Origin of the sequence: Streptomyces sp. NPDC048411, from assembly GCF_040704695.1 — a bacterium.
GTDB lineage: Bacteria > Actinomycetota > Actinomycetes > Streptomycetales > Streptomycetaceae > Streptomyces.
Map to the genome: position 1 here is coordinate 1 of NZ_JBEZKL010000171.1, position 13392 is coordinate 13392.

Below are 13392 nucleotides of genomic sequence, written 5' to 3' on the forward strand. Positions count from 1 at the left end.
CTCGCTGCGTTGTCGGGCTCGCCCCGATACGCTCAGTATCGGGGCGAGCCTCCGCCTTGCGATCGCACGCACCAGACGCCGCCTGGCCCGCCCTAGCCCAGGGCCAACGCCACCAGCGCCGCCGTCGCCGCCGTCTCCGCGACCGCCCCGAAGACATCCCCGGTCACGCCCCCGAACCGCCGCACGCAGTGCCGCAGCAGCAGCTGCGCGCCCAGCAGCCCGGCCACTACGGCAAGGCCGTGGTGCAGCGCGCCGTACCCCCCGAACACCGCCCCCGCCCCCGACCCCGCGGCTACCACCGCGACCGTCACGGCCGCCGCCGCCCCCATCGGCACCGTTCCCGCCACCGCTGCCCCCAGCCCCTCCGGCCGGGCCGGAGGCACGCCCTGACGGGACGCCAGTGTGAGTGCGAGGCGGGCTGTGACCCCCGCGACGACCGCGGCCACCGCGCCGTGCGCCCAGCCCTCCCCGTACAGCTGATGGAGGACCGCGACCTGGGCCAGGAGGACGAACAGCAGGGTGATGACACCGAATGGCCCAATGTCCGACTGCTTCATGATGCGCAACGCGTCCGCCGCCGGCTTGCCGCTGCCCAGCCCGTCCGCCGTGTCGGCGAGTCCGTCGAGGTGCAGCCCCCGAGTGAGGACCGCGGGCACCGCGGCGGAGGCGACCGCCGCGAGCAGCGGCCCGGACCCGAGCAGCAGCAACAATGTGCCGGGGACCGCCGCGAGCAGCCCCACCACCAGACCGGCGAGCGGGGCGCTCAGCATCCCGGCACGGGCGGCCCCGCGATCCCAGCGGGTGACGCGGACGGGGAGCACGGTCAGGGTGCCGAAGGCGAAACGTATGCCGTGGCTGTTCAGGGAGGTCACGGCGCGCAGGCTAATCCCTCGGCCGGGCCGCTAGATTGGCCGAAACGCTGCAAAGCACCGCAAAGGCGGACCAACGGGAGTGGTGGCATGGGTCACTGGTTCGATCAGAACTTCATCGAGCCGGGGAAGCTGCCCCTGCTTCTCGCCCTGGTCGCTTTTGTGCTGACCTTCGCCATCACCCGTCTCATCACCCGGATGATCAGGGCCGGGAAGGGGCCGTTCCGCAACATCACGCCCGGCGGGTTGCACGTCCACCATGTGGTGCCCGGTGTGGTGCTGACGGTGATCGGCGGCTTCGGCTCGGTCTCCAGCGGACGGTACGGCGTCGGGGCGGGCATCTGCGCGGTGATCTTCGGGATGGGCGCGGGACTGGTGCTGGACGAGTTCGCCCTGATCCTCCATCTCGACGACGTGTACTGGTCCGAACAAGGCCGCCAGAGCGTTGAGGTCGTCGTCCTCACCACGGCGCTCGTCCTGCTCCTCCTCGGCGGCTTCTCACCGCTCGGGGTGAAGGAACTGACCAGCGATCAGCAGCAGGGCCGGCTCGGCATCGTCCTGACCCTGCTGATCAACTTCTGCTTCGTGCTGATCGCCCTGTTCAAGGGCAAGGCGCGGATGGCGGTGATCGGCACCCTGGTGCCGTTCGTCGCCCTGTTCGGGGCGATCCGGCTGGCCCGGCCGACGTCGATGTGGGCGAAGAGGCTCTACCGCAACCGGCACCGCGCCCGTGCCAGGGCGGTGCTGCGCGCGTACCACCACGACCGGCGCTGGGTGGGGCCGAGCCGCAGGTTTCAGGACCTCATCGGCGGAGCGCCGGACCGGGACCGGCTTCCCACGCCCAAGTCCTGATCGCTGCGGGCGGGCAGATTCCGACGCCTGTCGTGCCAGGCGGTGAGACCGCACAGGATCAGCACCGCGGCGATCGCCGCCAGGTGTTCCTTGCCCGCCAGGTTGTTCTTGAAGATCACTTCGATGACCATCACCGCGATCACCACCGCCCCGGTGCGCCACGCCCGGTAGGCATGGCACACATAGACCGCGACCCCGACCACCGCTGCCGACGGTCCGGTGTCGACGACGTGCGCGTCGGATGCGGGCAGTCCGAACAGTCCGTCGGGGCCGACCGCGACGCCGGTCCGTGCGTACAGTGTCCCGGCCAGCGTGGCGACGTACGCGATGAGCAGCGTGCGCCGTCGTCCGAGACAGATCTCGGCGGCCCCGAACACCACGAGCACCTGCGCCAGCGCACCCCACACCGGCAGATCGAGTGCGGGCACGAACAGCGACAGCGGGGTACGCAGCAGGGCGGTCCACAGCGGGTCCTCGGCTCGCACCGAGCCGAGGACCCGCACCGGACGTAATCCCCACGGCTGGTTCTGCACCACATGGAGCAGCGCCGTCAGGCCGACCGCGGCCAGCGTCATCGGGACCGCACGCAGCCGGGAACGGGTGAGCCCCCCGTGTACGGTCGAGAACAGCGGCCCCCATTCGCGGCGGGCGGCCTCGGGCAGCGCCGCCGTCGGTCTCATCTACGGGTCTCCAGGTGCGAGCGGTGCAGCCACTTGGGCAGCCCGGGCGCCTCCAGGAACCCTTCGGCGCGGCCCGCGGCGATGCCGATGCGCAACAGATCGGAGCTCTTCTCGAAGAGCATGAAACGCGGCTCCCAGATCGGTCGGTACTTGGCGTTGGCGCGGTAGAGCGACTCGATCTGCCACCAGCGCGAGAAGAAGCTGAGCAACGAGCGCCACAGCCTCAGCACCGGTCCCGCGCCCAGCCGCGATCCCCTCTCGAAGACCGATCGGAACATCGCAAAGTTGAGCGACACCTGTGTGATCCCGATCTCCTTGGCGCGCTGGAGGAGTTCGATGACCATGAACTCCATCAGACCGTTCTCGGCGTTCCGGTCACGGCGCATCAGGTCCAGCGAGAGACCGTTCGGGCCCCAGGGCACGAAGCTCAGTACGGCGCGCAATTCGCCGGGGCCGCCTGCTCCTTCGCCTTGCTCCTTCTCCGCCGCGTCACGGCATTCGAGCATCACGCACTGGCCGTCCGCCGGATCGCCGAGCCGCCCCAGCGCCATCGAGAAGCCGCGCTCGGTCTCGCCGTCGCGCCAGTCGTCGGCGCGTCGCACCAGTTCGGCCATCTCCTCGTCGGGGATGTCGCAGTGGCGCCGGATGGTCACCTCGTACCCGGCGCGCCTGATCCGGTTGTACGCCTGGCGGACGGTCCGCATCGCCCGCCCTTCGAGGGTGAAGTCGGCGGTCTCCACGATCGCCTCGTCGCCGAGCTCCAGCGCGTCGAGCCCGTGCCGGGCGTAGACCGTGCCGCCCTCCTCACTCACCCCCATCACCGCTGGGATCCAGCCGTGTTCGCGGGCCTCGGCCAGCCATGGTTCGATCGCGCCCGGCCAGGCCTCCAGGTCGCCGATCGGATCACCGGAGGCGAGCGAGACCCCGCCGACCACCCGGTAGGTGACGGCGGCCTTCCCGGTCGGCGACCAGATGACGCTCTTCTCCCGGCGCAGTGCGAAATAGCCGAGCGAGTCGCGTTCGCCGTGCTTTTCGAGGAGGGCGCGGAGCCGGTCCTCGTCCTGCGGGGTGATCGGGTCGACGGCCCGGCGTGAGCGGAACGCCACGTACACGACGGCGATCAGCAGCAGGGTGGAGAGGATGTTGATGACGACATTGACCGAGCCGGGCACGGTGATGCCGGGGAAGCGGGCTTCGTCGGTCGCGACCGAGACCAGCCGCAGCGCGCCGTAGCGCCAGCGGTCGAGGAAGGTCGACCGGTACTCGTCGTGCGCCGTGTTCGCGACGGTGACCAGCAGGGTGGCGATCAGCGAGGTGACCAGCAGCCCGCCGACGGCGACCACGGCCGCCAGCTTCGCGTTGGAACGGTCGCCCTTCGCGTAGAACTCCCGTCGGCCCAGGATCAGCGCCACGACGAAAGCGGCTGTCAGCGCCAGGGAGATCCAGTTCTGCGGGTACTGCCGGATCTCGGGAAAGACGATCACGAAGGCGAAGAGCAGGAGCAGGAGGCCGCTCAGCACCATGTTGACGATCCAGGCGGCGCGCTTGCGCCGTCGCATGGTGATCGCGAGGAAGAGGGCGACCACTCCGGAAGAGAAGCCCGCGGTGAGCAGATAGGGCGTGAAGTAGTTCTCGGTGTTGTGCCGACGCAGGTCCTGACCGAGCGTGACCCAGACGGCGCTCAGGAAATTGATGAACGACACGATGCGCAGATACCAGATGGTGAATGCCGCACTGCGTCGTGAGCGGACGGTGCTCCGCCGGACGTCCTGGCCGGCCAATCGGACCTCTCCCATAAAAAGCGATCATATGGGGGATTTCGCTCCATGGGGAGGCCTGCTGCGGCCGGTGTCCGGTGGTCGGCGGCCGCAGCGCAGCAGGGTCCGTCAGTCGTCGTCCGCGTCGGTCTTCGAGGCGTCGTCCGGGTCGGCCGGCGCACGCTCGGGCAGCTCCGCCGCCAGCGCGGCGGCGGCCTGCACGAGCGGAAGTGCCAGCAGCGCCCCGCTCCCCTCACCCACGATGACGCCGTGGTCCAGCAGCGGGTTGAGCGCCATTCGGTCCAGCGCCTTCGTCTGTGCCGGCTCGCCGCTCACCTGACCGGCCAACCACCAGTCCGGCGCCCGGAAGGCGGCCCGCTGAGCGACCAGCGCGCACGCCGACGAGACCACGCCGTCCAGGATCACCGGCAGCCTGCGCACCGCGCACTGCAGCAGGAACCCCGTCATCGCCGCCAGATCCGCGCCGCCGACCGTGGCCAGCAGCTCCAGCTGGTCGCCGAGGACCGGCCGGGCCCGCCGCAACGAGTCCCGGATCGCCGCGCACTTGCGCATCCAGGCGAGATCGTCGATTCCCGCGCCGCCGCGCCCGGTGACCACCGAGGCGTCCGTGCCGCACAGGGCCGCGATCAGGGTGGCCGCCGCCGTGGTGCCACCGACGCTCAGATCGCCGAGCACCACCAGATCGGTGCCCGAGTCGGCCTCCTCGTCGGCGATCGCGATGCCCAGACGTACCGCTTGCTCGGCCTCCTCGGCCGTCAGCGCGTCCTCGATGTCGATCCGGCCGCTGCCGCGCCGCACCCGGTGACGCACGACCGACTCGGGCAACAGCTCCGGCTCACAGTCCAGGCCGGCATCGACGATCCGCACCGGTACGGAGAACTGGCGGGCCAGCACGGCCAGCGGCGTCGCGCCCTCCAGTGTGGCCCGGACCAGCTCGTGGGCGGTCCCGGCCGCGCGGCCGGAGACGCCGAGCTCGGCCACCCCGTGATCACCGGCGAAGAGCACCACGCGCGGCTGCTGGATCGGTCTGACCGGCACGGCCTGCTGGGCGGCCGAGAGCCACTCGCCCAGCTCGTCGAGTCGGCCGAGCGCGCCCGGCGGCACGATCTGCCGCTCCCGGCGTTCCTCGGCGTCGCGCCGTACGCCGCCGTCGGGGCGTTCGATCAGGTCGGAGAAGTCGTCCAGATTCACGGGAGTCTGCCTCGCGGGTCGTTACGTGGTGTGGGCCGGTGAGCCCGGCGGCGGGCTCATTGCGGAACAGTACCTGCCACGATTCTGACGCCTCTTCAGTGCGGTGGCCGGCCCTCACGGCCTCCGCCACGACAGGGAGTGGGCTCCCGACGCCCTGCGAGTCCTCCCTCAAGCTCTCGGCTTCGCTCGAGCAGGGAGGGGCCCCCTTCGGCGTTGTCGTCGGTCACCGACAGTCCGCGTCGACTCCGTCCTCCGCCTTGCCGTCGAAGCCGCACGACGCCGCTCGCCGATCCACTCCCTGCCGCGGGGGAGGCCGTCAGGCCCCGAAGCGCAGCAGCGTCATCGCGGGGGTCAGCGTCCGCAGCCCCGGCGTCAGATGCTGGAGCCGGATCAGTTCTCCCATCGCGCCCCGCCCCCGCGGCAGCCCCAGCGCGCGCACCTCGGTGATGTTCGGATGCGCACTGCGCAGCTTCTTCCGCTCGCCCGGGTCCATCGCCCAGTGCATCGGCGGGACGGTCATGGAGCCGACCTTCAACTTCCCGGCCACCGTCCACTTCGCCGGCCGACGCGCCATCGAGTCCAGGACGAGCACCCCGCCCGGCAGCCGTTCGGCGCAGGTCGCCAGGATCTTCCGTACCTCCCAGGGCTGCAGATACATCAGCAGCCCCTGCGTCGTGACGATCACACCCCGGCCCACAGGGTCCTCGATCTCGTCCAGCCAGGAGAGATCGGTCGCCGACCGGGAGAGCGTCCGCAGCCGGTCCGAGGAGGGCAGCAGCGCCCGGCGCAACGCTGCCACCTGGGGCAACTCCACGCTCAGCCAGGTAAGCCGCCCGTTGTCGACTCGCCAGAAGCCGGTCTCCAGACCGTCGCCGAGCGCGGCGACGGTGGCCTCCGGATGCCCACGCAGATAGCCCTGCACCGTCAGGTCGAAGCAGCGTGAGCGCAGCGCCTGCGCCTGCGAGCGGAAGGCGTCCGGCCGCCCGAAGCGCTCCTCGAAGGGGTAGTCGAGGTCCGCCATGAGCTGCAGCGCCATCGGATCGTCGATGACGGGATAGAGCTGCCCCGCCTCGTACGCCCGGTTGTAGAGCGTCCAGAGCAGGGTCTCCGGAACGCCTTCCAGCATCGGCCTCACTCGCGCCATGTCCGCTCCCTTCCTGCCGCTGATCCTGGTGCGATGCGGGTCAGCCGCGCAGCGTCAGCGCCTGACCGGCCACCACCAGCAGCACGTGCTCACACTCGTCGGCGAACGCGGCGTTGAGCCGCCCCAGCTCGTCCCGGAACCGCCGGCCGGCGGCTGTCGCGGGCACCACGCCCGAGCCGACCTCATTGGTCACGGCGACGACCGTGCGCCGCGTTCTGCGCACCGCACCGACCAGTTCGGTGAGCCGCTCCCGCAGCGCACGCTCACCACCGTCCGCCCACGCCGCGTCGTCCCAGGCGTTCACCCGGTCCATCGCGTCCGTCAGCCACAGCGACAGGCAGTCGATCAGCACCGGCGGCCCGTCCGACTCCAGCAGGTCCACCAGCTCACAGGTCTCCTCGGTGCGCCAGGCGGCCGGTCTGCGCTCCCGGTGCAACCCGACCCGGGCCATCCACTCCGGGTCGCCTTCGCGGCCGCCGCCGGTCGCCACGTACACCACCTCGGGGAAGGTCCCCAGCCGCCGCTCGGCCTCCACCGACTTACCGGACCGCGCACCGCCCGTCACCAGCGTCCGCCGCGGGATATCCGGTACGGCGTGGTACTGGCCGACCACCAGGGTCGTCCCGTCCGGCACGGTCCGGGCGCCGGCCGCCGCGAGCCGCCGGTCCAGCTCGGGGCCGGTGGGCGCGTCATGGTCCAGGTGAACGGCGATGACCTCGGTGGCCGGCCCGATCGCTTCGACGGCCCGCAGCCTGGCCATGGCGTCCGGGCGTCCGGTCACATCACCGACCACCATGTCGTACGGCTCCGCCACCCGGTCCGTGAGACCGGCGGGGGCCGCCCCCGGCGGCATGTACAGCAGCCGCACGCCCTCCGGGGACGTCACCTCGTACCCGGTCCCCGGCGAGTCCATCGGCACCGCCCGGATCCTGTGCCCGCTGATCAGCGTCAACACCTGCCCGTCCGGCACCCGTCCGGCCGGGGGCAGCCCGGCGGGCAGCTCCACGGCGGGCCCGTCGTGGGGATGGGTGAGCAGCACCTGCCGTACGCCGGTCAGTGAATGACCCGCGCGTGCGGCGGCGAACACGGCCCCCGGGGTGAGATCGAGCAGCAGCGCGTCGTCGACCAGCAGTGCGGTCGCGGCGCGCGCCCATACCCCGCGGGCGGTGGCGCAGGCGGCGCACGGACAGTCGGGGCGCGGCAGCCCGTCGGGGGCTCCGGTGCCGAGCAGTGTCAGTTCCACGCTCCGATCCTCCCGCGTCCCCGCACCGACTGCGCGACCAACCCCATGGATCTCGGTCCGAAAGGCCTCAGGCACTAGGCTGCGGGCAGCAACGCGACCCAGGAGGCGGACATGGCGTGGACGTGGCGGTTCGAGAAGTCCGACGGTTCGGAGACGGAGCCGGCCCTGCAGCCGGAGGAATTCACGACCCAGGGCGATGCGGAGACATGGATCGGTGAGTTCTGGAAGGAACTCCTGGACGGCGGGGCGGACCAGGTGACCCTCTTCGAGGACGCGACGAAGATCTACGGCCCGATGAGTCTCCAGGCCGACCAGGGCTGACCGTCGATACGGCGCACGAGGGCCCCGGGCGCCGTTCCTCGGCATCCGGGGCTCTCGCACGGCAGCGGTCAGATCTCGCCCAGCGTGACGACCGCAGTCTTTTCCACACCGTCGCGCAGATATGTCACCTTGACCTTCTGGCCCGGCTTGTCGTTGGCCAGAGACTCGGCCAGCTCCGTCATCGTCGTGACCCGTGTGTCGCCGATCTTCGTGATGATGTCGCCGACCCGCAGTCCGGCCTTGTCCGCGCCGCCGCCCGCCGTGACGGTGACCACCGCGATCCCGAACGGCTGGTAGTTGTCGTCGACGACCGTGCGGCCGGTGATGTTCAGCGCCGCCCGGCCCGAGTCGGTGACCTTGCCGCTCTTGACGATCTGGTCGGCCACCGTCTTCACCATCGAGACGGGGATCGCGAACCCTATGCCCGGTGCCGCGCCGTTCAACTGCGGATCCGTCGCCGCCAGCGTCGGAATGCCGATCACCTCACTGTTCAGGTTCACCAGCGCACCGCCGCTGTTGCCTGGGTTGATCGCCGCCGAGGTCTGCACCATGTTCGCTATGGTCGCCCCGGTGCCACCCTCCGTCCGGCTCTCGCTGACAGTCCGGCCGACCGCCGACACGATGCCCTGCGTGACGCTGCTGGACAGTCCGAGTGGCGAACCCATCGCCAGCACTATCTGGCCGACCTCGACCTTGTCCGAGTTGCCGAACTTCGCCGGCTTCAGCCCGCTCGGTACGTTGTCGAGCTTGATGACGGCCAGGTCCTGCTCCGGATAGGTGGCGACCAGCGAGGCGCCCAGCACCTTCTCACCGGTGGCGACGGTGACCTTGAACCTCTTCTCCTGGCCGACCACATGGGCATTGGTGACGATATGGCCCTTGTTGTCGTAGACGACGCCGGATCCGAGGCTGTTGCCGGCTTCGATCTGTACCACGGAGGGCAGCACATTCCTGATGACGGCCTCGTACTCGGCCTGCAGGTCACTTGCGGCCTGGGAAGTCGCATGCGGCGAGGCCGACTGCGTGGCAGTGGCGTTGGCCGAGTCCGAGTCGGAGCAGCCGGACACCAGGGCCATGGCGCAGACACCTGCGGTCAGAGGCAGCAGCAGCCGGTACAGACGGCGGCGCGAGTGGGAAGCATCCATGTCTGAATCATCAGCTTTTAACCCCATTGGCGGCCTGTTGGGTTCGGCTGATCGGGTGACGCCCGCTCCTCGTCCATCCCTCAACCATCCCCAGGGATTTCCGGCGGATCATGCCCGCAGTCGCGGCGCCCGGCACGGCACCTCACGGCGCTGCCGGTACGTCGGAACCAGTTCGCCACCTGGACGCTCCGGCGTCTTGCGGTGCATCGCACCGGGCGTCGTGAACCGTCCGGCGTTCGTCCGGACGTTCTCTAGCCGCGCACCCCGCACAGATGCAGCAGCGCGGCAACCCGGCGGTACGGGTCCGTCCGCCCGGCCCGGTCCTCCGCGGCCAGCAGCCGGTCGAGTTCCGCGGCGGCCGGCAGCTCGACGTCATCGCTCACCTGGTCCGTGAAGATCCGTACCCCGTACCAGGCGTGCAACGGCGCGGCGATCCCGGCGAGCGTGGCCGTGAGGGCGTCCAGCCGGTCGGCGCGGACCGTCAGGCCCAGTCGGTTGGTGTACGTATCCGTGTCGAACGCGGCCAGTGCCGTGTCCCAGTCCCCGGCGGTGCCGGGCCGCATCGCCAGCGCGTCGCCGTTCCGTACGAGCAGCGAGAGCAGCCCGCCGGGCGCCAGCATCCGGGCCAGCCCCGCCAGCAGCGCGTCCGGCTCCCGGGCGTACATCAGTACGCCGTGACAGAGCACCACATCGAAGCTGCCCGGCAGGAAGTGCACGCCCGTGTCCAGGCCGTCGCCCTCGATCAGCCGAACCCGCTCCCGGATGCCCGCGGGCTCGTCCCCGAGCGCCCCGCGGGCGGCCCTCAGCATTTCGGCGTCGGACTCCAGGCCGGTCACCGTGTGGCCGGCCCGGGCCAGCCGCAGCGCCTGCGTGCCCTGTCCCATGCCGACATCGAGGACCCGCAGCCGCTGGCCGACCGGGAAGCGCGCGGCTATCTGCTCGTCGAGCTGCCGGGCGACGAGCTCCTGGCGGACGGTGTTGCGCAGCCCGCTGAGCCCTCCGAGCCACGCCGAAGAGGCCCCGGTGAACCCGGAGTCCCGGGAGGTGGCACCGTCCGGCAGGCCTGCGGACGGACCGCCGACCGAGCCGGAAAGCTCCGTACTCAGGGTCGCTCTCCGCGCTTGACCTGCGGCTTCGGCAGACGGAGCCGACGCATCTGAAGCGTACGCATCAGGCCGTAGGCGACCGCGCCGCGCTTCGGCGTATCGGGGAAGCGCGCGTTCAGCTGCTTCTTCAGCCGGAACGCGAGACCGATCGAGTCGATGACGATCAGCACGATCACGGCGAGCCAGAGCAGCAGCGAGATGTTCTGGATGTTCCGCACCTGGATCACGCTGAGGATCAGGATGATCACCGCGAGCGGCAGGAAGAACTCCGCGATGCAGAAACGCGAGTCCACGAAATCGCGGACGAAGCGCCGCACCGGACCCTTGTCACGGGCCGGCAGGTAGCGCTCGTCGCCACTGGCCAGTGCCTCGCGCTGCTTGGCCAGGTCCACCCGGCGCGCTTCGCGCTGGCGCTTCATGGCCTCCTTGCGGTCGAGCGGCGCGCCACTGGCGGCACGACGACGCTGCGACTGGGCATCGCTGCGCTTGGGGGTGGGGCGACCTTTGGGGGCCTGCGGGTCGCGGGGCTGCGTGGAGAGGTCCGCCGTCACCTTGGTGGCGGGGGCCTTCTCATCCTTCGAACGGCTACGGAACACAAAACCCAAGGGTACGGGGTCGGTCGTGACGACCCCAGCCCGGTCGGGAACGATCCGGCAACGGCCTGCGTCCCCCAGGTGTCCCGAGAGGGGGCAGAACGGACGTTGTCACCGGTTTCCCCGACGGCCACCTACTCCTTGGGCCGGAGTGGTATCCGGGGGCAGTCGTCCTTGGGGAGGACCACATCCGTGCTCGAACAGTGCGGTAATAGAGACAGGGCCCGTACTGTGGGTTCTGTTGGAGTGCTGGAGCCCAGTCCGTCAGAAGGGGGCGCGCGAAGCCCATGAGCGGTGTCATGAAGCGTATGGGGATGATCTTCCGCGCGAAGGCAAACAAGGCCCTTGACCGGGCCGAGGATCCGCGCGAGACCCTCGATTACTCGTACCAGAAGCAGCTGGAGCTGCTTCAGAAGGTACGCCGCGGTGTCGCCGATGTGGCGACCTCGCGCAAGCGCCTGGAGCTGCAGCTGAACCAGCTGCAGGGCCAGTCGTCCAAGCTGGAGGACCAGGGCCGCAAGGCGCTCGCGCTCGGGCGCGAGGACCTGGCCCGCGAGGCGCTGTCCCGGCGCGCCGCACTCCAGCAACAGGTCACCGACCTGGAGACGCAGCACACGACGCTGCAGGGTGAGGAGGAGAAGCTCACTCTCGCGGCCCAGCGGCTGCAGGCCAAGGTCGACGCCTTCCGTACGAAGAAGGAGACCATCAAGGCCACCTACACCGCCGCCCAGGCGCAGACTCGGATCGGCGAGGCGTTCTCCGGGATCTCCGAGGAGATGGGCGACGTCGGCCTGGCGATCCAGCGGGCCGAGGACAAGACCCAGCAGCTGCAGGCACGCGCCGGTGCGATCGACGAGCTGCTCGCCTCCGGCGCTCTGGACGACCCGACCGGGACGGCGAAGGATGACATCGCCGCCGAGCTGGACCGGATCTCCGGTGGTACGGATGTGGAGCTGGAGCTGCAGCGTATGAAGGCCGAACTGGCCGGCGGCTCCACCCCGCCACAGGCCATCGAGGGCGGCCCGCAGGACGCCGCCCAGCAGCAGTCCTCGCAGTCCCCGCACAGGTTCGACAAGCAGTAAGGCGGACGTCATGATCGTTCGGATCATGGGGGAGGGCCAGGTAGCTCTGGCCGACAGCCACTTCGCTGAGCTCAACAAGCTCGACAACGAGCTGCTCGCCGAGATGGAGAGCGGCGACGGCCCCGGCTTCCGCGCCACGCTCCAGGCGCTCCTCGCCAGGGTGCGCGAGCTCGGCACACCTCTGCCGGACGACTCCCTGGAGCCGTCCGAACTGATCCTGCCGTCTCCCGACGCCACCCTCGAAGAGGTACGCGACATGCTCCGCGACGGCGGCCTGATCCCCGGCTGACGCCGGTCGCTCCAGCACCCGCACGCACTGTGCCCCGTGTCCGGTCCGCCGGCCGCGGGGCACGGTTCTGCCGGGACTTTCGCGCTCTGCGTGCGGTTCCGGTCGCGGGCGGACCGTATCCGTGCGCGACACGCCGTACCGTAGCTTGACGTGACCACCCTCGGAACCGGGTTGCTGCGCGTCCGGCGCTGGCTGCGCGACCATCCCCTCGCGTTCGACGGGGCGCTCGCCGTGGCCGTACTCGCTGCGATGATCGCCGGATCGTTCACCGACCCGAACGCGCCGAACGGGCCCAGCTTCGGCACCCGCACGCCCGAGGCGGGCAGCGTCGTCCTGATGGTGTTCGCCGCCGTCGTGCTCGCCCTGCGGCGTCGCAACCCGATGGCGGTGCTGGCCGCCACCGGCGGGCTGTCCATCGTCGAGTTCGTGCTGGTGGACCCGCCCGCCCCGGTGGTCATGAGCGCGGTCGTCGCGCTCTGCACGGTCGCCGCGTCCACCGACCGGCCCACCACCTGGCGGGTCGGCCTGCTGACCATGGCCGTGCTGACGGCGTCCGCGATGGTCTTCGGGGCGTCCCCCTGGTACAGCCAGCAGAACCTCGGGGTCTTCGCCTGGACCGGCATGGCCGGCGCCGCCGGGGACGCCGTCCGCTCCCGGCGGGCGTTCGTCGATGCGATCAGGGAACGCGCCGAACGGGCCGAACGCACCCGCGAGGAGGAGGCCCGGCGGCGGGTCGCCGAGGAACGGCTGCGGATCGCCCGCGATCTCCACGACGTCGTCGCCCACCACATCGCCCTGGTCAATGTGCAGGCCGGGGTCGCCGCCCACGTCATGGACAAGCGCCCCGACCAGGCAAAAGAGGCGCTCGCCCACGTCCGGGAGGCCAGCCGTTCCGCACTGGGTGAACTCCGCGCCACGGTCGGGCTGCTGCGCCAGTCCGGCGACCCGGAGGCGCCGACCGAACCGGCACCCGGTCTCGCGGTCCTCGACGAACTCGTGGAGTCGGTCCGGCGCGCCGGGCTCCCGGTCGAGGTGGCCGGCCGAGCCACCACCGCCCCCCCGCCCCCCCCCCGCCACCCGGGCCCCGCCCCCGGGGAGC

General features: G+C 70.8%; 14 protein-coding genes. 5 read left to right on the forward strand and 9 right to left on the reverse strand.

Translation table 11 applies throughout. The features are described from left to right. Positions 1–92 precede the first annotated feature (92 nt). Positions 93–872 carry an adenosylcobinamide-GDP ribazoletransferase gene (locus AB0915_RS34900; RefSeq protein ID WP_366694899.1) on the reverse strand — a complete coding sequence of 260 codons (780 nt, stop codon included), beginning with the start codon at positions 870–872 and terminating at the stop codon, positions 93–95. 87 nt (positions 873–959) lie between these two features. Between AB0915_RS34900 and AB0915_RS34905 the strand changes: the two genes are divergently transcribed. Then, positions 960–1721 carry a hypothetical protein gene (locus tag AB0915_RS34905; protein WP_366694900.1) on the forward strand — a complete coding sequence of 254 codons (762 nt, stop codon included), beginning with the start codon at positions 960–962 and terminating at the stop codon, positions 1719–1721. On the opposite strand, the gene AB0915_RS34910 is transcribed toward AB0915_RS34905, so the two are convergent. From AB0915_RS34910 to AB0915_RS34930, 5 genes are all read right to left on the reverse strand, one after another. After that, positions 1664–2401: a hypothetical protein gene (locus AB0915_RS34910; protein ID WP_366694901.1), complete on the reverse strand. Its 738-nt coding sequence runs from the start codon at positions 2399–2401 to the stop codon at positions 1664–1666. The two genes, AB0915_RS34905 and AB0915_RS34910, sit on opposite strands and share 58 nt — an antisense overlap. Then, positions 2398–4197, reverse strand: a complete 1800-nt coding sequence (locus AB0915_RS34915; RefSeq protein WP_366694902.1) for a phosphatidylglycerol lysyltransferase domain-containing protein — start codon at positions 4195–4197, stop codon at positions 2398–2400. Before AB0915_RS34915 ends, AB0915_RS34910 begins: the two co-directional genes overlap by 4 nt. 90 nt (positions 4198–4287) lie before the next feature. Then, a complete protein-coding gene (cobT, locus tag AB0915_RS34920; protein WP_366694903.1) occupies positions 4288–5370 on the reverse strand; it encodes a nicotinate-nucleotide--dimethylbenzimidazole phosphoribosyltransferase in 1083 nt (360 codons plus the stop codon). 316 nt (positions 5371–5686) lie between these two features. Then, entirely contained in the window at positions 5687–6514 is an 828-nt protein-coding gene (locus tag AB0915_RS34925) for a class I SAM-dependent methyltransferase (protein ID WP_366694904.1), read from the reverse strand. 40 nt (positions 6515–6554) lie between these two features. Continuing rightward, positions 6555–7757, reverse strand: coding sequence for a bifunctional adenosylcobinamide kinase/adenosylcobinamide-phosphate guanylyltransferase (locus tag AB0915_RS34930; protein WP_366694905.1), 1203 nt, complete (start codon positions 7755–7757; stop codon positions 6555–6557). Between the two features lie 111 nt (positions 7758–7868). Between AB0915_RS34930 and AB0915_RS34935 the strand changes: the two genes are divergently transcribed. Next, complete coding sequence (locus AB0915_RS34935) at positions 7869–8078, forward strand: hypothetical protein (RefSeq protein ID WP_366694906.1); 210 nt, start codon at positions 7869–7871, stop codon at positions 8076–8078. Between the two features lie 68 nt (positions 8079–8146). On the opposite strand, the gene AB0915_RS34940 is transcribed toward AB0915_RS34935, so the two are convergent. The 3 genes from AB0915_RS34940 to AB0915_RS34950 all read right to left on the reverse strand — a co-directional run bounded on the left by AB0915_RS34940 (position 8147) and on the right by AB0915_RS34950 (position 10925). Next, positions 8147–9223 carry a trypsin-like peptidase domain-containing protein gene (locus tag AB0915_RS34940; protein ID WP_366694907.1) on the reverse strand — a complete coding sequence of 359 codons (1077 nt, stop codon included), beginning with the start codon at positions 9221–9223 and terminating at the stop codon, positions 8147–8149. A 251-nt stretch (positions 9224–9474) separates the two neighbouring features. Next, entirely contained in the window at positions 9475–10209 is a 735-nt protein-coding gene (locus tag AB0915_RS34945; protein ID WP_366694911.1) for a methyltransferase domain-containing protein, read from the reverse strand. 116 nt (positions 10210–10325) lie between these two features. After that, positions 10326–10925: a DUF3043 domain-containing protein gene (locus AB0915_RS34950; RefSeq protein ID WP_366694908.1), complete on the reverse strand. Its 600-nt coding sequence runs from the start codon at positions 10923–10925 to the stop codon at positions 10326–10328. A gap of 296 nt (positions 10926–11221) precedes the next feature. Between AB0915_RS34950 and AB0915_RS34955 the strand changes: the two genes are divergently transcribed. The 3 genes from AB0915_RS34955 to AB0915_RS34965 all read left to right on the forward strand — a co-directional run. After that, positions 11222–12004, forward strand: coding sequence for a PspA/IM30 family protein (locus tag AB0915_RS34955; protein ID WP_366694909.1), 783 nt, complete (start codon positions 11222–11224; stop codon positions 12002–12004). A gap of 10 nt (positions 12005–12014) precedes the next feature. Further along, on the forward strand, positions 12015–12293 hold the full coding sequence (locus AB0915_RS34960; protein WP_359108480.1) for a hypothetical protein: 279 nt from the start codon (positions 12015–12017) through the stop codon (positions 12291–12293). 150 nt (positions 12294–12443) lie between these two features. Then, positions 12444–13392 (forward strand): histidine kinase dimerization/phosphoacceptor domain-containing protein (locus AB0915_RS34965; protein ID WP_366694910.1); only part of this gene is annotated, 949 nt, incomplete at its 3' end.

Bases quoted from the DNA above. Each gene is read 5' to 3' on its own strand.
- AB0915_RS34910 (WP_366694901.1), bottom strand. From the start codon at position 2,401: ATGAGACCGACGGCGGCGCTGCCCGAGGCCGCCCGCCGCGAATGGGGG.
- AB0915_RS34935 (WP_366694906.1), top strand. From the start codon at position 7,869: ATGGCGTGGACGTGGCGGTTCGAGAAGTCCGACGGTTCGGAGACGGAG.
- AB0915_RS34955 (WP_366694909.1), top strand. From the start codon at position 11,222: ATGAAGCGTATGGGGATGATCTTCCGCGCGAAGGCAAACAAGGCCCTT.
- AB0915_RS34960 (WP_359108480.1), top strand. From the start codon at position 12,015: ATGATCGTTCGGATCATGGGGGAGGGCCAGGTAGCTCTGGCCGACAGC.
- AB0915_RS34905 (WP_366694900.1), top strand. From the start codon at position 960: ATGGGTCACTGGTTCGATCAGAACTTCATCGAGCCGGGGAAGCTGCCC.
- AB0915_RS34915 (WP_366694902.1), bottom strand. From the start codon at position 4,197: ATGGGAGAGGTCCGATTGGCCGGCCAGGACGTCCGGCGGAGCACCGTC.
- AB0915_RS34940 (WP_366694907.1), bottom strand. From the start codon at position 9,223: ATGGATGCTTCCCACTCGCGCCGCCGTCTGTACCGGCTGCTGCTGCCT.
- AB0915_RS34925 (WP_366694904.1), bottom strand. From the start codon at position 6,514: ATGGCGCGAGTGAGGCCGATGCTGGAAGGCGTTCCGGAGACCCTGCTC.